The organism is Brevibacillus sp. MS2.2 (assembly GCF_013284345.1).
GTDB classification, from domain to species: domain Bacteria; phylum Bacillota; class Bacilli; order Brevibacillales; family Brevibacillaceae; genus Brevibacillus; species Brevibacillus brevis_C.
On the sequence record NZ_JABSUZ010000005.1, the window covers coordinates 65,126 to 82,463 of the forward strand.

Genomic DNA, 17,338 nt, shown 5'->3' on the forward strand with positions numbered 1-17,338 from the left:
TCTATTCCCCCTAAATTGATGATGAAGACTATATCAACCTACCGAACTGCCTGATATAATGCTCCACATCGTTATACAGCCCGCTTTGATTTGAGTATTTTACGTAATTTTTGGCCGTTTGCAACCACTCCATAGTGGTAGGCTTTACCACCTGCAAAGCACTCTCCATATCCTTCATCATGATGGGCCGCTCTACACCTGAGTCGAGGATTTCTTCGAGAACCGCTTCAGTAGCTCTTTCGATCACATTTTCAATATCTGCTCCTGAGAAAAATTCGGTCGCTTTGGCCATTGTATACGTATCGATGTCCTTCGAAAAACGACCCTTTAGTTTTAAATCAAAGATTTGCTTACGCGCTTCCAGATCAGGTGGCGCTACGAATATTAATCGGTCAAAACGGCCTGGGCGTTTCAATGCATGATCTACGTCCCATGGCATATTCGTGGCCCCGATAATAAGCACTTGATCTGTACTCGTATCAATGCCCTCCATTTCGGTAAGAAATGTATCGATAACACCTCTCATATAGTTATTGGAAGATTTGGACCGACTGTAGCCGATCGTATCTATCTCATCAAAAAACATGATACTCGGTTTTTGAGCACGAGCTTTTTCAAACATAGCCTTCAAATTTTGCTCGCTAACGCCGATATACGAGTCCAACACATCTGTAATATGTACCGGAAAGAAGTTAGCTTTGCATTCTCCAGCAGTCGCGCGGGTAATAAAAGTTTTTCCGCAACCAGGAGGCCCATAGAGTAGTACTCCTCCACCGATCTTTTTTCGAAATTTCGAGAACAGTCCTTGGTTGAAAAACGGACTAATGATTCTAATTTGGATCGTTTTTTTCAACTCCACCAAACCCGCTACATCTGCAAAAGTTACCTTGTTCAAGCTTGTAATTTCAGTCGGTTCTGGTATCTGACCCCCATCAATAACTTGAAAGCCTGGATTGTTTTTTATCGAATAGGTATAGGTTTCACTTCCATCACACGCTTCATCTGGGACTACTTCTTCGTTTTGGGCATTGTTTAACGGCTCTTCTGTATTACGAATGAATGGATCCAAACTTTTTTCACTTGAGCTTTGTTGTAATTGCTGAGTCGATGTGGTTAATTCTTGCAGTAGATTATTTCTGAGTTCATGATCATCGCCGCAGTATGTCAGACCTTTAGAGAACGCACTTATCGCTTCTAGCCAGCGGCTGTTACTCGCGAATTCCTTCCCTAGCCAATAGAAGGTTGTAGCATCCTCTGGTTGTTTTGCGGAAAGCTGTTGAAGCCATTCAAGTTTATCCATGATTAAACTACTCCTTTAGTAACACAAAAATAAAAGCAACCATTTAAACCAGTTATTTACACATAATCTTTTAATCGGTATTTCCGCGATTTTATGCAGGGCAATAAGTCCTAGTTCTTATTTCATAACTCAAATGTAAAAAGGACAAAAGACAGAGATCATCTTTTCGATCTCATATCTTTTGTCCTCAAATCTTGGTTCAATTTACAATTTCCGTTGAACTAACTTCAGGCCCTTCAGCTTCCAATACTGAATTGTGTGTATCAATCTGCCCTGACTCTTCTACTGCCGACTCTGCCGCTTTCTCTTCCTCTTTCACTTCCGGCTTCTTCTCTGGCTCCATCGGCGCGATTGCACTCGCCACGAGTGCCGCGTATTTTTGCGAGCCTTCCTCATTCGGGTGAACACCGTCTTTGTAAAAGTAAGAGCTTTGCCCTTCACTTGCCGCATACCAATCTACAAGAACGACATGCGGATGGGCGGCAGCCGTTTCCGCCAGCATCTTATTCACGACGCTTTCCCACGGTTTAGGTACGCGAGAATTGACGAGAATGATTTGCTCGACGCCATCCAGTGATTGCAGTAGCTTGTCGAGCTGCCCTTTACTAAATGCGCCGTTTGAGCCTAATTCAATCACAACGCGTTTCCCCAATTGCCCTTTTGCCTTGAGCTGCGCGATTACGTCAGGAGCTTGCGACATTTGCCTTCCGATTTTGGCATCAACGACGATTCCTGGCAATAGCTTCTCCAGGTGAGGAGCCACATCGAGCATGACAGAGTCACCAATCACCGTGATTCCTTTACCAGAGCCTATCGCTTTGACCGGTTCCTGTTTTTGATCAGGCTGTTTGGAAGCATTCGAATCTTTCTGCTTCTCAACCGGCTTCTGCTTTTGTGCGTTGTTAGTTGGCTTCTGCTCGTTTTTCGGCTTTGTTGGTGGAGTAGCTGGTTTTTGAACCGTTTCCGGCTTCTTCTCTACAATTGGCACCGCAGGACCATGTGGCTTGTCGGGGATCTTTGTCTCGATGACGGTCTGCGTTGGCTGTGTCACATTTCCAGCAGTCGCATCTGACGTGAGCGAAGCGATCCCATAGTACGTGACACAAAGAGCAATCGCACAACCAGTAGCCAATACACGGTTTAACCGTTTTGTTTTCTGTCCGGCTTTATTGGAGCGATTCCAGACTTTTCCCAATGCTCCGTAGCGAATAGGCTCTTCGAGATATTTCCATGACAACGATGCCAGCAGAATACTTGCGAGGAGCTGTAAAACCGCTCCAGGTACCGCCATCCACTCCCGTTCCGCTAAAAACGGATTCGTCCAAACGATAACAGGGTAATGCCACAAATAAATACCGTAAGATCGAACGCCGATCCAACGCAATGGCATACTGCCCATCCATTTCGCCAAGCTGCTCGCCGGATGTGCGAGTACTGCGACCAACACGGCACTGACAACCGACAAGAGAACTAACCCGCCCTCGTACAAATAATCATCATATTGATTCGTGTTCCAAATGCTGTACAACAGAATCCCTAAGCTCAAGAGACCGCTTAGATCAAGTGTAATTCGCGCCTTTGGTGAAATGTTTGTCGTAAGCAAGCGACTCGGCCACATCATCGCGAGTGCTGCACCGATCAACAATCCGAATACCCGTGTGTCCGTTCCGTAATAAACACGACTCGGATCAAGACCTGGCTCATACAAAACGGCCATGGAGATGGCGGATAGTGCAGCCAGCACCAAAGTGATAATCATGATTGGTCCCCTGCGCTTCAGGAAGCGGAGTCCCAGAGCGAGTAGCAGCGGCCAAATGACATAAAACTGTTCTTCTACTGCCAGTGACCACAGATGGCCTAATGGTGAAGGTGGACCGAATTTTTCAAAATAAGATACGTCATGAAAGACCAGCCACCAGTTACTCACGTACAGAACGGCTGCTCCGACATCTCCGCGGATAGTGTCCAACTGGTCTGGCGAAAAGATAGCCAAACCTGCCACCACCACAAACAGCATAAGGAAAAGCGCTGGGAGCAGTCTTCTGGCACGGCGCAACCAAAAGTCTTTCATGTCGAGTCTGCCATTCCGATTCCATTCTGCAATTAATAAGTCTGTAATTAAATATCCCGATAAAACGAAGAAAATACCGACACCCAGCAAACCCCCAGGTGCCCAGTCGTAATTCAAGTGATAAATAATGACTGCGAGTACCGCCAGCGCACGAAGCCCGTCGATCCCAGCCATGTATCGACTGCTGGAGCCTTTGATCGGATCAGGCATGCTGGTGGCCTCCTATCGTTGCATATTGGCGAGTGATTAATTCGTTCTGATTATTGATTCTTTTCGTACCCATCGTCCTTTTCATTTTTTTATGGTGGTTCTTCGTGCTCGCCATGCAAAACATCTGCATTCTCCCCTTTTACTTCCGTTCTGTTTTCATCATTTGTTGTTGGGGGCAGTCATTACACATCGGGAATTGCGTGCTCTATGAATACAAAAACCCCTGTTTCTGGAATCGTGCGAAAACGGGGGTTGGTCTCGTTCATTAACTTTATGGAAAATGAATTCTTCCAATCATCGTTGCCCGTATTCAGGATGTGATGAACTACTCACTATCTGGTTGTTTTCTGGTCTCTTACTCCCTTATATATGCATCACACCTCCTTATATTGGATGACCTCACAAGGAAATTACCCGGTCCTTGTCTTACGGTAGACTCTTGCTGAATAGTTGTTTGTAACCTGATTATATGACGGTTTCGGGGGATAACTCGTTACAAACTGTTTACATTCTGACTATGTTTTTTCCCGGTAAAAATGCGGAACAAAAAAAGAAGCTGCTGGTATACTTTCCCCCATCAGCTTCACGATTGTAGATCATCGCAGACCACCACTGTCAGATGCAAAATGCAACGTGTTTACTTGTCACAAAAGTTTTACGGATCAACAGCCTCATCCGTTCGTAATTTTTTGCGAGTTGTATTGACATTTCTGATTGTCATTTGTTGATAAACCTTTGAGCTAATAAGTTTCTGCTTGATGTAATGCCAAATCCAAAAGCTTGTATGTATCATCTCTTGCAATTTGTGAGGAATGGTTGCTTTGGAATCGGTATCCCCCGAAGTAAAGCGCCATCAACTCGGTTATTCCCCTATCACTTCCATTTTCGCCAATCGAAACGGGAAACACAAGACAAAAATAAAATCCCCATCGATTACCAGCACCGATGAGGATTTTCGTTTGATTATCTACATTTAAATGTGATGAGTAAACAAATAATTCAAGAAAAAACCACCGCTGACAACCGCAATCACCATGCATACGATGCCGCTTTTCACCCGTTCGGAAAGCAATCGCATAAATCCAAGACAGAAAAAGACTCCTGTGACCAAAAAGTAAGCGACTCCAACCCAAAAAACATTCCAAGGCAAGCTCGCAAAATCTACGTTACCCAAACGTGAACACCATCCCTGTCTGATTCTACTGATTACTTGTATGTACGATACTCCATTATAGCATTTGTTCACGCTTACTTTCCCATTTTTGTACAATGCGTAACAGAAGTGTCATACATCCCGTCTTCATGTTTTCTACACAATCGTTTGGTACGCTTTCTCCAACAGCTCAAAGGAGGAAAGTGCACATGAACAAACGGAAAATACGCCCATGGGCTTATCCCGTGGTTCTAGGTGGCGTTTTGCTGTTATCTGCCTGCTCCACTGCCACTGATAATACTACGATGGATCATAATGGACACAACATGAATTCTTCACCCCAAGCAACAGCAGAAACGCAACCGCAGCAGATGTCTGCTTCCAGCGACTCGTCGATGGAGGTGCTTACAGGCAATACGTTTACCCTTACGGCAAAAGAAAACATGCTCCACCTCGATGACAAGACCATGAAAAACGCATGGACGTACAATGGAACCGTTCCTGGTCCACAGCTTCGTGTCAAACAAGGAGAAACCATCAGCGTGACGTTGAAAAATGAATTGCCCGAGCCGGTCACCATTCACTGGCATGGCTTACCCGTCCCGAATAACATGGACGGAATCCCTGGCGTGACCCAAAATGCCGTAAAACCAAACGAAAGCTTCACCTACAAATTCAAGGTGGACGTTGCCGGGACATACTGGTACCACTCGCATCAAAACAGCGCCAAACAGGTAGACAAAGGATTGTACGGTTCCCTTGTCGTAGAACCGGCTACGCCAGAGCCAGCCGATAAGGACTTTACCCTCGTTCTGGATGAATGGATGCAGGACGATAGCATGGCGGAAATGCACGGAAGTGGCATGAGCCACGGCATGAGTGCCCCTTCTTCTGATAGCTCGTCCTCTGGTGGTCACAACATGGCCAGTATGGAAATGCCCATGAGTGACGCTGAGATGATGCCGTTGATGTATACGATCTTTTCCGTGAACGGAAAAACAGGCCCGGCAATCCAGCCGCTATCTGTTAAAGAAGGCGAGAAGGTCAGAATCCGCCTGATCAATGCCGGATACTTGAACCACAAGCTGAACCTGCAAGGCCATGAATTTAAAATCGTAGCAACAGACGGGCAACCTATCAATAATCCGCCCCTCGTAGGAGGCCAGCTCCTCAATATCGGTCCAGGAGAACGATATGATCTTGAATTTGTTGCCAACAATCCTGGCAAGTGGTTATTAGAGGAGCGCAGCACGAATCCAGGCGCCAAATCCCTTGTTGTACCCATCGTCTACGAAGGCTCGGAAGCAAAAACAGCCAAATCCGAAGCTAGCGATATGCCAACGATAGACATCACCAAATACGGCGAGGCGGCAAAAAGCAGCTTTACACTGGAGCAGAAGTATGACATCACGTATCAAATGGATCTGAACACGGAAACGGCAGATGGAAAAATGGCCTTCACCATCAATGGCAAAACGTTTCCGGATGTCCCTCCGCTCAACGTCAAAAAAGGCAATCTGGTCAAAGTCACGATGGTGAACAAATCACCAAAAGATATCCACCCGATGCATTTGCACGGACATTTCTTCCAAGTATTAAGCAAAAACGGACAGCCTATCTCAGGCTCCCCTCTGGTCAAAGATACGCTGAACATCTTGCCGGGTGAATCTTACGTAGTCGCCTTTGAAGCTGACAATCCAGGAGACTGGATGTTCCACTGCCACGATTTGGGTCATGCTGCTCAAGGAATGGTATCCGAAGTAAAATATGAGGGCTTCAAGCCAGATTTCGTCGTCGACCCTACCGTCGGCAATATGCCAGAATAACCATAGAAAAAAGCAGGTAGCCACGCAGGCTCCTGCTTTTTCATTACGCCAATACCCCGTCCAAAGACGTTTTCCACTCTACGCCAGTCGGAAAAACATCCTGTACTTGCTGTCTCAGCTTGTCATTTTGGCTCAATTGTGGACTTAAGATCGATACCAGACCGCTATCCTCTCTCGAACGGATCAAACGCCCGATGCCTTGACGCAGTCTCAGCAGCATGTAAGGCATATCTACCTCGTCGAAAGGATTCGCTGCACTTTTTCGTTTTGCTGTAAACACCGGATCATTCGGTGGGAATGGCAGTGACCAAATGATCACATTGGACAGCGAAGGCCCCGGAACATCTAGCCCTTCCCACAGGCTCACCGCACAGAGGCTGCTTTTCTCGTCGTTTTGGAACTGAGAGATCAGATGGCTGATTTCCGCATCTCCTTCAAACAAGAATCGCAGATCCGTACAGGTAGGCTCGTTTTTGATAGCAGCCTTGAATTGCTGTAATTCCTCCATGGAGGAAAACAACAGGAGCGCACTACCTGCTGATTTTTGCAGCAATTGGGTAGCCTGTCTCATTTTTTCCGCAAAGGTGTCGGTTGCAGAAAGTGTCGGTACGTATACCTCCATTTGCTTGTCGTACTCGTACGGAGAAGCCACCGAGAATGACAGGAATTGCTCGATACCCAAGCTGTCCGCCACATACGTAAACGATCCGTCAACAGATAAAGTCGCCGACGAAAAGACAATCGGCATTTTTTGGGAGAATACGCGCTCTTCCAGTACTTCCTGCACCTTTTTTGGCATGACGACCAAGGTTGGCCCTGTAATCTCTTCGCTCATCCAGGAAATAACGTGATCCGGGTCTTGGAAAAGTCCCAGTGCCAGCTGCATCATTTCCAGATGCTCTTCGACAATTCGCAGCTGGAACTCGTCCAATGTATACAGTCCACCCTCTAGCGCCAGCTCTTCTTCAATCCAACTGACGAGATTTGTAAAACGGTGGATGGTTGCAACGAGTTCCGGATGAAAGTGGATTTCTTTGCGGTTGGAGCCCATCACGGCCTTGCTCTCTTCGTTCAATCGGGAGAACATCTCCTCGCTCTGAGCAATGGCTTCTTCAATAGCAATGGCGAGCTCTTCCCTGATCTCACCCTTCAAGACACGCGTAATCGTTTCTTCGAACACGGAGTGATTCAGCTTGTACGTCAATGCTTTTTGGGCAGCGGGCTCCAGCAGATGACCCTCGTCAAAAATGACCGAGCTATGCGGTGGCAGCAACGGCAACTGACCTCCGCGCTTGCGGATCTCATAGGTCCACACATGCTCCATATAAAAGTCATGGGAGCAAATGATCAAATCGGCTGACTGACGGTAATGGTTTCTGGAAAGGGTCTGACCACAGCGGTGCTGTCTGTCGCACACAAAGCAATCCTGAAAAGTATCCCAGTTCATCTGCGCCCATTCTTGGTCATCCAGGTCAGGATATGTGCTGCGATCCCCGTACGGATAAAACGACTGCAAGGCCTCATGTGTATGAACAAACGAAGGCAGCTCTTGATAAATATGCTGGAAAGCTTCACCTGTCTCGGGCTGGAATCTCGCCTCATCCAGCTTGCGCAAACAGACATATTGGTCCGGAGATTTTCCGAGTCTCGCGTCAATCGTCAGGTTGAGATGGCGAGCCAGTTTTGCAATATCGCCTTCCGGTTTTACGAGTTGCTCAATCAGCGACTCATTCGCACAGGCAATGATGGCGGGCTTTCTGGTGTATCGTGCATAGCAAATGGCGTACAGTAAGTAAGCCAATGTTTTTCCCGTACCTACTCCCGCCTCTGCAAAAATCGTTTGCTTTTCTATAAAAGCCCGTTCAAGCTGAAAGGCCATGTAGATTTGCTCATCACGCACCTCGAATCCAGCCTCAGGCAATACTTCATAAAAAACGTCCGCTACCCAATCACTCACCTGAGAGATGAACGGCTGGGACGGATCGTAGGCAAAAGGATAACGTTCCAATTGTGACCTGCCTCCAATAATGTAAAGAATCGTCAAGAATAGATGCCAACATGTTATGATGACATGTCTTGACGATAAACACAATACAGATGAGAGAAAAAACCATTCCTTTTCGTGGTAAGATAAGGATGGTAGAAAAGTAGAATGAAACAGGAGTGAACAAGCTAATGGAAAAAGTAATGTTTATTGAAATAGGAATGGGCATTGACATGCATGGACAAAACGTCACCAAAGCCGCAGTCCGCGCTGTTCAAAATGCCATCCATCACAATTCGATGCCTGGACTGCGTTCTGTCCTGCCAGGAAACGATATCCATAACATGAAAGTAAATTTGAGACTGGCCGTTCCTGCTGACAAGGACAAGCTCGACTTGGAAACGGTTCGTAAAGCATTGCCATACGGAGAAGTCTCCTTCGAAATCGTCGATGGTGGCATGTTGACGAGCAGTGGTGTCGTGATCGCTGAAAAAGAGGACAAGAACGACCTTGCCTATATTGTCATTGCTTCCGTAGAGGTAGGCTACTAGAATAGCGGCTCATTCACTACAGTGGGTGAAACCGATAACGCTCCAACTCTATTTCTCCTGCTGCTGACACGACTATCCCTTCGCTTTCCAAGGCCATTTTTTGCAGCGTGAACGAATCCAAATCTTGCAATCCGATCTTTCCTTGTGCGTTGATGACCCGATGCCAAGGAAGCTTGTGCTTTTTGGACATGGAATGAAGGATGCGAACGATTTGTCTGGCAGCCCTTGGACTCCCGGCCAACGCAGCAATTTGCCCGTACGTCATGACATGGCCCGCTGGAATCCCGGCAATGATTTTTAGTGCGCGCAGCGTAAATTCGGTCATGATGACTACTCCTTCTTGCTTGATCAAATCAAAAGGCTTGTGATTCCTCGCGATCACAAGCCTTTTCTTCTTTTATCAGGTTAAAACAGTCTTTCCAGCTCGTCAACCAGACTGCCGACGTATGCGACTGCCTCGCGGATTGGCTGCGGATCTGACATATCCACGCCAGCTTTTTTCATGAGCTCCAGCGGCGTTAATGTTCCCCCTGCTTTGAGCACCTCGATCCAACGATCAACAGCAGGCTGTCCCTCTTGCTTGATGCTCGCTGCCATTGCTGTAGAAGCGGTCAAACCAGCTGCGTACGTGTACGGATACAGCCCCATGTAATAGTGCGGTTGGCGCATCCATGTAAGACTCGCGGCCGCGTCCAAATCAACGGCATCACCCCAGAAGTCTGCAAGCACTTGCCCTTTCCATTCGGAGAGCTGTTTGGCAGTCAATGGTACGTCTTTTTGCGCTGCTTCGTACACTTTTCGTTGCATTCTCGCTTCTAGCAGATGCGTGACAAAGTTGTGGTAATACGTATTCATCAATTGCAAAATGACCCAACGCTTCAGACGAGGATCGTCGGATTGCTCCACGATGTGCTGCGCGAGCAAGAGCTCATTGAGTGTGGAAGGTGCTTCGATAAAGTACAGGGATGGACGAGAGTTCGTAAAACTTTGCTCTCTTGTCGCCAGCATAAAATGTCCGCAATGTCCCAGCTCATGAGCCAGCGTGAAAGCACTACGCATATTTCCTGACCACGTAATGAGAATGTAAGAGTGTTTGCTGTATGTCGTTGAGCAGAAAGCACCTGTCGATTTGCCCACGTTGTCTACATAGTCGATCCAACGCTCATTCAGTGCCTTTTCCATAATCGCCGTGTACTCTGGTCCCATCACTTGCAAGGATGCCAATATCTTTTGCCCAGCTTCTTCAATCGTAACCGGCGGGCTGAATTCTGGATCAAGCGGTGCCTTCAAATCACAAAAGGCCAACTTCTCAAGGCCGAGCTCTTTTGCTTTCAGCTTCGCATAGCGTCGCATGTGCGGAGCGAGTTCATTCCCGATGATATCCAGAATGTTGTGGTACATATCCAATGTAACTTGCTGTGGCTTAAGCAGCATGTCCGTTACGGTCTCATAGCCACGCAGGCGAGACATGACGGTCTGTTTTTTCACCTCTGTCGCGTATACCGCAGCGAAGGAGTTCTGGTAGGAAGCGAGTGTCTTCGAGAAAGATTCATACGAAGAACGGCGCAGCGTCGTATCGGACGACATTTCATAATCGGTCTCAAACAGCGCGAAGGATACTGGGCGTTCATTTCCCTCTCCATCATGGACGGGTGCAAATGACATGTCCGAAAGCTTTCCGCGTGCATATATGTTATATGGTGCAGAGAAAACCTCGCCCATCGCCGCAAACGCTTCTTCCGTCTCGGCAGACAGTCGGTACGGCTTTGTTTCCAGCAAATCATTCAAGCTTTTGCGGAATATTTCGAGTCCTGGTTCTTCCTCCAAGAAGCTCTCGATTTTTCCTTCAGGCAAAGCCAAAATCTCGGAATGGATAAAAGAAAGCGCAGCGTTTAGCTGGGACACGACATCCCCTACCCGTGCAGAGTTCGCTTGGTTTTGGGGATTCGTCCCATCTTCAGACGAGCGCAGTCTGGCATACGTCGCTGCGATATTCGCCCGAACATGGATCGCCTCGTTTGCCTCCATGCATGCCAACAACGTCTCTCCACTCGTATGCAGCTTACCTTTGAATGCAGTGACGACAGGCAGATGCTGTATGATTTCTGCTAATTCTTGCTCCCACGCTTCCTGGCTCTCAAATAGATCGTTCAGGTTCCACGTATACTCGACAGCGACTTGATCACGTGTTTGTCTTGTCTTCACTCTGACTGCCTCCTTTAATTCTGCCAATAAAATATTTTTTATGTAATAAATTTGCCTTTTCATTTGAATTTTCCTACAATTAACCAAAATAAACAAGTGGATAACTTGCTCGAATTAGGCCGTAATCTGTCTTTTTCTGCGCTTTCCTAGGAAATTCTTTCAAATCATAAGCAGGTGATTTCGGAGGGGAAGGTAAAATAGATAGAGTGCAAGTAAGCCTTTTGTTCTTAAAAGGAGGAAATGAACCATGTCTTTTGAAACCTTGTTTGACCGTTATGCTGATCTCGCGGTAAAAGTCGGCGTGAACGTACAGCCTATGCAAACGTTAGTAGTAACTGCTCCGCTATCTACCGCTCCTTTTGTAAGAAAGGTAGCCAAAAAAGCGTACGAAGCGGGTGCCAAGCACGTACATATTGAGTGGACCGACGATGAACTCACACGGATGAAATATGATTTGGCTCCTGAAGAAGCGTTTCGTGAATACCCGCAATGGAAGGTACAGGGATTAGAGGAAATGGCGGAAAATGGTGCGGCTTTTCTCTACATTTCTGCAGCGAATCCTGATTTGCTGAAGGGTGTCAGTCTTGACCGCATTTCTACTGCCAACAAAACAACTGGTCAAGCTCTCCATAAATTCCGCAGCTATACCATGTCCGATAAAGTGAGCTGGTGCGTGCTTGCAGTTCCATCACCTGCATGGGCCGCCATGGTCTTCCCGCATTTGCCACAAGAGGAACAGGAGCCTGCTCTGTGGGATGCGATCTTCCGCGCCACTCGGGCAGATATGGATGACCCTGTCCAAGCTTGGCATGACCATCATGCGACATTGAACAGCAAGGTGGACCAGCTCAATGCCAAACAGTACCGCTACCTTCATTACGAAGCTCCTGGTACCAACCTGACAATTGAGCTGCCTAAAAACCACATTTGGATTGGCGGCGGAAGCGTAAATAAAGACGGTGTCTCCTTCATGGCCAATATGCCGACAGAAGAAGTATTCACCGCGCCATTAAAAGAAGGCGTCAACGGAACCGTTCGCAGCACCAAGCCTTTGAGCTATCATGGGAATTTGATCGAGAACTTTACCCTGACGTTTGAAAAAGGAAGAATTGTCTCGGCAACTGCTGAAAAGGGAGAAGAGTCCCTGAAGCAATTAATTGAAACAGATGAAGGCTCGCATTATTTGGGAGAAGTGGCGCTGGTTCCTCATTTGTCCCCTATTTCGCAGTCCGATATCATTTTCTATAACACGCTCTTTGATGAAAATGCGTCCAACCACTTGGCGATCGGGAATGCCTACAGTGTGAATATCGAAGGTGGCGCTGACATGAGCAATGAGGAATTGGCTAGCCGCGGTATCAATATCAGCCTCACTCACGTCGATTTCATGATCGGCTCTGCCGAGATGAACATTGATGGAGAAACAACTGACGGACAGCGTGAACCATTATTCCGCAACGGAAATTGGGCTTGAATCTGACCTGAGAATGGCATAGCGAGAGGCTGGATTTCTGTCATCCATGACAAATCCAGCCTCTTTCTTTTCATGAAGGTGAAATAATCGGATACAAGTGTCCCTGCATGGCAAAGGACGCTTTCCCCGTTTCCTCGGAAACAACAACGATCAGTGCATCGCTTTTTTCACTTAACCCCAAAGCAGCACGATGTCTGGTTCCCAGTTTTTTTTCCCCTACCACAACCTGAGATAATGGCAGTACATTGGCCGCGGAAACGATATGATTTTCCCGAATCAGGACGGCCCCATCATGCAAAGGGCTGCCAGGATAAAAGATCGACTCCAGCAAGGAATGGCTCACCGTGGCCCCAATCGGTATGCCTGCTTGCAGCAGTAAATCAAGCGGGTCCTCACGCTCAACGACAATCAATGCTCCTTGGCGCCTTTTGGCCAAGTGCTGCACGGCCTTGGATAAATCCAGATATTTTTCCGTATAGGGTGAGAGATAGCATTGTAAATAAAAGGAGGCTGCTACTGTTTCGAGTCGGCTAAACTTCGTCCGTATTTGATCAAACGTCCCGAGCACACATTCGTTTTCATTTTTTAACGCATGGATGCTCTCATCTAACGTAACGGATATTCCCCTCAGCTCTTGCAGCAATTCAGCCTTCAGCGATGATGTATCACAGTTTACTTCTAGCATATGAACCCCTCAATTTCCATTTCTCTTCACGTTTCGTCCTTTGTTTGATTGTTCCCCTCCCTACAGGAAATCATTCTATTTCCTTGATGATAATTCCACTACAAACCGGACATAGTAACACACAAATGATGAACAGCTTATGGAGCGAAACCGAATGATAACGAAATGGAATGAGTTTCTTTCCATCGCACAAGTCTCGAATGATTTTAAGTATTATCCCCTGCTGAACGAGGAAAGTCCTTTTGTTATTTCGTACTATCAAACCTTGATAAAAACAGAGCTGCTGCAAAAAAATCTCTTGCGCCCCCTCCAAGAGCGTATGGAAGCAAATGAATCAATCACGGATCTGCGCCACTTTTCCCGCTTTATCTATGTGGAGGATATTATTTATACAGACGACATACAGACAGTCGTCTCCAAAATCATGACAGGCTATGCTGCCATCCAATCGAAAGACAATCTACAGTTCTTCGCCCTCATCAATCTAGCTAATCCGACTGAAGGACTGCGAACGGACAATGACACGGAAAACGAGTTTAGTGTCGTTGGACCAAAGGTAGGCTTTGTTGAAAACATCGATATCAACCTGCATCTTATCCGCCAGCAAATCAGCACACCCAAATTAATCATTCGAGAGTTAACCATAGGTACGCTCTCTCATACGCGCATCGCCGTTGTTTATTTGTCTGGTATTACGAATCCTCAGCACATTGAAACCGTTGAGCAAAGACTTCAGGCGATCGACTTCGATATTATTTTTGATTCATCACAGCTCGATCAAATCATGAGTGATAATTCGAATACCCCTTTCCCATTGTTTTTGTCTACAGAAAGGATTGACCGGGTCATCTATGCGTTAACCCTCGGGCAAATCGTGATTATTTCCGATGCATCTCCGTATGTCATTACCGGTCCAACCACGATTATTGATTTCTTCATTTCTCCCGAGGATTATTATTTACCGTGGATCTTATCGTCTTTATTTCGGTTGATTCGCATTTTTGGTGTGCTTTTTTCTATTTTGATGACACCTGCCTATACGGCGGTGCTCACTTTCCATTTGGAAATGATTCCGCAAGACATGTTGGCACCGATTATTTTATCGAGGAAATACGTCCCGTTTCCCCCCGTTTTAGAGGTGCTCTTCCTGGAGTTGACGATCGAGTTCTTGCGAGAAGCAGGTGCAAGGCTCCCGACAAAAGTCGGACAGACTCTTGGAATCGTAGGTGGAATCGTCATTGGTCAAGCATCTGTAGAAGCTGCCTTGACCAGCAATATATTGCTGATCATCGTTGCTCTGTCGGCGCTTGCCTCTTTCACTACCCCCATTTACAAAATGTCAAATACGATTCGTTTCCTGCGCTTCCCGCTCATTATTTTGTCTGGAATTTGGGGCGGGCTTGGGATTGCCATCGGTCTCATGTTCATGCTGACTCATCTTCTTCAGCTTAAATCGTTAGGAACACCTTACCTGGCTCCGCTTTACCCTTTTCGCAGACGTAGCTTCGCGGACAGCTTCATTCGCTCTTCCTATAGCAGAACGGCCAGAAGGTCTGCTGTTATGCGCGTCATCTCACAGTGGAGATACGATCCTGACAAGGCCACTCAGAAAAGAGACATTGATGAATAGATGAAGGAGCCGTCGAGGAAACCATGGTTGCAAAAAGCAAATGGATACTGGTGTTTCTTATATGGATCATAGCTGGCTGCTCTTCGACTCGAATCGTCAGCGAAGTACAGCTGATTCATTCACTGGGGCTCGATATCGAAGATCAAAAGATTAAAGGGGCAGCCATCACTCACGTGTACGGGAAGGAAAAGACACAGGTAGAGCTGCTGGAAACAAAAAGCTCGAATTTATTTACGATCCTCCCTGATTTTAATGCCATCACACCTTCTCAAGTGGAGCTAGGACAATTACGCTCTGTCATTGTCGGGAGGAAATATGCTGAAAACGGAGTGGAAACGCTCGTACATACACTTTGCCGCGATCCCTCTATTGGTTTTCGCCTTCAACTCGGTGTGGCGGAACCAAAGGCATTGACAATTTTGAAGGGCATCCGTCAAACGCAAGTCCCTTTTTTCATCTCCGATAGTGTCGCTCAAAATATCAAAACCCTGAATTTGCCCAAGACCAACCTGCATATTTTCTTGTTCAATTTATACGGCGAGGGCCGTGATCCTTACCTTCCCTATTTCGTCATGCATAATGACAGAGTGAAGCTGGATGGTCTCGCGCTTTTCCGCGATGACAAATTCGTGCATCGCATCAATTCGAAAGAAAGCTTTTTGCTAAAAATCATGGTCGAAAAAGCCAAGAGTGGTCAAATTCCATTTGAAGTGACCATAAACAATCAAAAAGAATCCGGATTGTTGAAAACTCTTCATTCCCATGCCGCATTCGATATCAATACGGCAGAGCCTGTCCCCAGCATCAAGGTAAAGCTCACGGTAAATGGGCAAATCAAAGATTATTCGAAGTGGCTGCAATTGTCCGATCCACAAGTATTGCGTCAAATGGAAAAAGAACTTTCCTCGTACCTCCAAAAGGAGGCGACGAGCTTTGTGAAGCATCTACAAAAGCTTGGCGTAGATCCGGTTGGATTTGGTGATTTGGTTCGCAGTCGAAGCGCTTCATGGGACTACTCGCACTTTAAAAAGGTTTATCCACAGATGAAAATCGCAGTGACTGCTTCGATTAAGCTGGAGCAAACGGGTGAGTAATGAATAACCAGGAGGGATCAGGTGAGTACTTCCATTCGGGAAAACGCGAAGGTTTCACCTTTTTTTGTATTCTTTCTCGTGCATGCCAATATCGTGGGGGTCGGGATACTAGGGTTTCAACGGACAATCGTAACCCATGCCGGATACGATGCCTGGATCTCGGTTCTACTTGCTGGGGCAAGCATCCATCTCATTGTTTGGATGCTCTATTCCATGTTGAATGCGGGCAGTCATGATTTGTTCTCCCTTCACGAGCTCTGCTATGGAAAATGGCTAGGAAAAGTAATGAGCTTTGTGGTATTAATCTACATCTGGATGGCTGCTTTTCTCATCCTGCGTTCTTACGTCAGTATTGTGAAACAGTTTATTTTCCCTCTCATGCATACCTGGAGTACGACGTTCATTATCTTGCTCCTCATTCTGTACATTATCACTGGTGGTTTTCGCACGGTTACGGGCGTCTGCTTTTTCGGTGTGGTGATTCCGGCGATTTTGATGCTTCCTTTGTTTCTTTTCCCTTTCGAGTACGCCCACCCGAATAACTTGTTCCCGTTGTTTTCGCATAACCTCCCCTCCCTATTGGCGTCTGCCAAAGACGCTGTTATCAATTATATGGGCTTTGAATTACTGTTCTTTTACTACCCATTTATCAAACGAGCAGCTCACTCGCAAAAATGGGCTCACGCTGGCGTCCTTTTCAGCACGTTCCTGTATGTAGCCGTCGCTATCGTAACATTCCTCATGTTTAGTCATGGTGAACTGGATAAGATTATTTGGCCGACCTTGACCATGCTCAAAATCGTCGAAATTCCGATTTTGCAGCGACTGGAGTTCATTGTGATATCTCTATGGCTGTTCGTGATTTTACCAAACATCTGCCTCAACCTATGGGGGGTTACCCGCGGAATGAAACAGATATTTGGTATCAGTCAATTCCGCGCCCTCTTGCTTCTCTTAGCGTCTTTGGCAATGGGCTCCTATCTGCTCGAAGGTACGACTCCTTTGCTCATGGCACTCGATTATTATGGGAAAGTGAGCCTCGTTTTCATTTTTGGCTATATACCGCTGTTGTTCTTGCTCTTCCTCCTCTGGGGGAAAAAGCGAAATACCGGACGATACCAAACTCCCGGGGCGGAAACAGAAAAAGCCCGATAG

Annotated in this window: 13 protein-coding genes; 6 read left to right on the plus strand and 7 right to left on the minus strand. The window is 46.7% G+C overall.

Going from position 1 to position 17,338, the window contains the following annotated elements:
* Positions 1 to 28: 28 nt before the first annotated feature.
* From HP568_RS05940 to HP568_RS05950, 3 genes are all read right to left on the minus strand, one after another.
* Positions 29 to 1,300 carry an ATP-binding protein gene (locus HP568_RS05940; protein WP_173628603.1) on the minus strand — a complete coding sequence of 424 codons (1,272 nt, stop codon included), beginning with the start codon at positions 1,298 to 1,300 and terminating at the stop codon, positions 29 to 31.
* A 199-nt stretch (positions 1,301 to 1,499) separates the two neighbouring features.
* A complete protein-coding gene (locus tag HP568_RS05945; protein ID WP_254551047.1) occupies positions 1,500 to 3,581 on the minus strand; it encodes an acyltransferase family protein in 2,082 nt (693 codons plus the stop codon).
* Positions 3,582 to 4,554: 973 nt separating this feature from the next.
* On the minus strand, positions 4,555 to 4,755 hold the full coding sequence (locus HP568_RS05950) for a hypothetical protein (protein WP_017248292.1): 201 nt from the start codon (positions 4,753 to 4,755) through the stop codon (positions 4,555 to 4,557).
* Between the two features lie 188 nt (positions 4,756 to 4,943).
* Here HP568_RS05950 and HP568_RS05955 point away from each other — a divergent pair, with 188 nt between their 5' ends.
* Positions 4,944 to 6,560, plus strand: coding sequence for a multicopper oxidase family protein (locus HP568_RS05955; RefSeq protein ID WP_173628604.1), 1,617 nt, complete (start codon positions 4,944 to 4,946; stop codon positions 6,558 to 6,560).
* A 43-nt stretch (positions 6,561 to 6,603) separates the two neighbouring features.
* On the opposite strand, the gene HP568_RS05960 is transcribed toward HP568_RS05955, so the two are convergent.
* Complete coding sequence (locus HP568_RS05960) at positions 6,604 to 8,568, minus strand: ATP-dependent DNA helicase (RefSeq protein ID WP_173628605.1); 1,965 nt, start codon at positions 8,566 to 8,568, stop codon at positions 6,604 to 6,606.
* A gap of 167 nt (positions 8,569 to 8,735) precedes the next feature.
* Between HP568_RS05960 and HP568_RS05965 the strand changes: the two genes are divergently transcribed.
* Positions 8,736 to 9,095, plus strand: a complete 360-nt coding sequence (locus HP568_RS05965; protein WP_173628606.1) for a Lin0512 family protein — start codon at positions 8,736 to 8,738, stop codon at positions 9,093 to 9,095.
* Between the two features lie 16 nt (positions 9,096 to 9,111).
* Here HP568_RS05965 and HP568_RS05970 read toward each other — a convergent pair whose 3' ends face one another.
* Positions 9,112 to 9,420 (minus strand): MGMT family protein, encoded by a 309-nt coding sequence (locus HP568_RS05970; protein WP_173628697.1) that lies wholly within the window; start codon positions 9,418 to 9,420, stop codon positions 9,112 to 9,114.
* Between the two features lie 80 nt (positions 9,421 to 9,500).
* A complete protein-coding gene (gene pepF, locus HP568_RS05975; protein ID WP_173628607.1) occupies positions 9,501 to 11,300 on the minus strand; it encodes an oligoendopeptidase F in 1,800 nt (599 codons plus the stop codon).
* A 247-nt stretch (positions 11,301 to 11,547) separates the two neighbouring features.
* Between pepF and HP568_RS05980 the strand changes: the two genes are divergently transcribed.
* Positions 11,548 to 12,774, plus strand: coding sequence for an aminopeptidase (locus HP568_RS05980; protein WP_173628608.1), 1,227 nt, complete (start codon positions 11,548 to 11,550; stop codon positions 12,772 to 12,774).
* Between the two features lie 70 nt (positions 12,775 to 12,844).
* Here HP568_RS05980 and cdaS read toward each other — a convergent pair whose 3' ends face one another.
* Complete coding sequence (gene cdaS / locus HP568_RS05985) at positions 12,845 to 13,459, minus strand: sporulation-specific diadenylate cyclase CdaS (protein ID WP_048032792.1); 615 nt, start codon at positions 13,457 to 13,459, stop codon at positions 12,845 to 12,847.
* Positions 13,460 to 13,613: 154 nt separating this feature from the next.
* On the opposite strand from cdaS, the gene HP568_RS05990 reads away from it, so the two are divergent.
* The 3 genes from HP568_RS05990 to HP568_RS06000 are packed head-to-tail and all read left to right on the plus strand — an operon-like array spanning position 13,614 to position 17,338.
* On the plus strand, positions 13,614 to 15,089 hold the full coding sequence (locus tag HP568_RS05990; protein ID WP_173628609.1) for a spore germination protein: 1,476 nt from the start codon (positions 13,614 to 13,616) through the stop codon (positions 15,087 to 15,089).
* A gap of 50 nt (positions 15,090 to 15,139) precedes the next feature.
* Positions 15,140 to 16,183, plus strand: a complete 1,044-nt coding sequence (locus HP568_RS05995; RefSeq protein WP_309142207.1) for a Ger(x)C family spore germination protein — start codon at positions 15,140 to 15,142, stop codon at positions 16,181 to 16,183.
* A 21-nt stretch (positions 16,184 to 16,204) separates the two neighbouring features.
* The gene (locus HP568_RS06000) at positions 16,205 to 17,338 is read left to right on the plus strand and encodes a GerAB/ArcD/ProY family transporter (protein WP_173628611.1); all 1,134 of its coding nucleotides are present in this window, start codon (positions 16,205 to 16,207) and stop codon (positions 17,336 to 17,338) included.

Excerpts from the sequence above, each read along its gene's own strand:
- HP568_RS05940 (WP_173628603.1), bottom strand. The coding sequence starts at position 1,300 with ATGGATAAACTTGAATGGCTTCAACAGCTTTCCGCAAAACAACCAGAG.
- HP568_RS05945 (WP_254551047.1), bottom strand. The coding sequence starts at position 3,581 with ATGCCTGATCCGATCAAAGGCTCCAGCAGTCGATACATGGCTGGGATC.
- HP568_RS05955 (WP_173628604.1), top strand. The coding sequence starts at position 4,944 with ATGAACAAACGGAAAATACGCCCATGGGCTTATCCCGTGGTTCTAGGT.
- HP568_RS05965 (WP_173628606.1), top strand. The coding sequence starts at position 8,736 with ATGGAAAAAGTAATGTTTATTGAAATAGGAATGGGCATTGACATGCAT.
- HP568_RS05970 (WP_173628697.1), bottom strand. The coding sequence starts at position 9,420 with ATGACCGAATTTACGCTGCGCGCACTAAAAATCATTGCCGGGATTCCA.
- HP568_RS05980 (WP_173628608.1), top strand. The coding sequence starts at position 11,548 with ATGTCTTTTGAAACCTTGTTTGACCGTTATGCTGATCTCGCGGTAAAA.
- cdaS (WP_048032792.1), bottom strand. The coding sequence starts at position 13,459 with ATGCTAGAAGTAAACTGTGATACATCATCGCTGAAGGCTGAATTGCTG.
- HP568_RS05990 (WP_173628609.1), top strand. The coding sequence starts at position 13,614 with ATGATAACGAAATGGAATGAGTTTCTTTCCATCGCACAAGTCTCGAAT.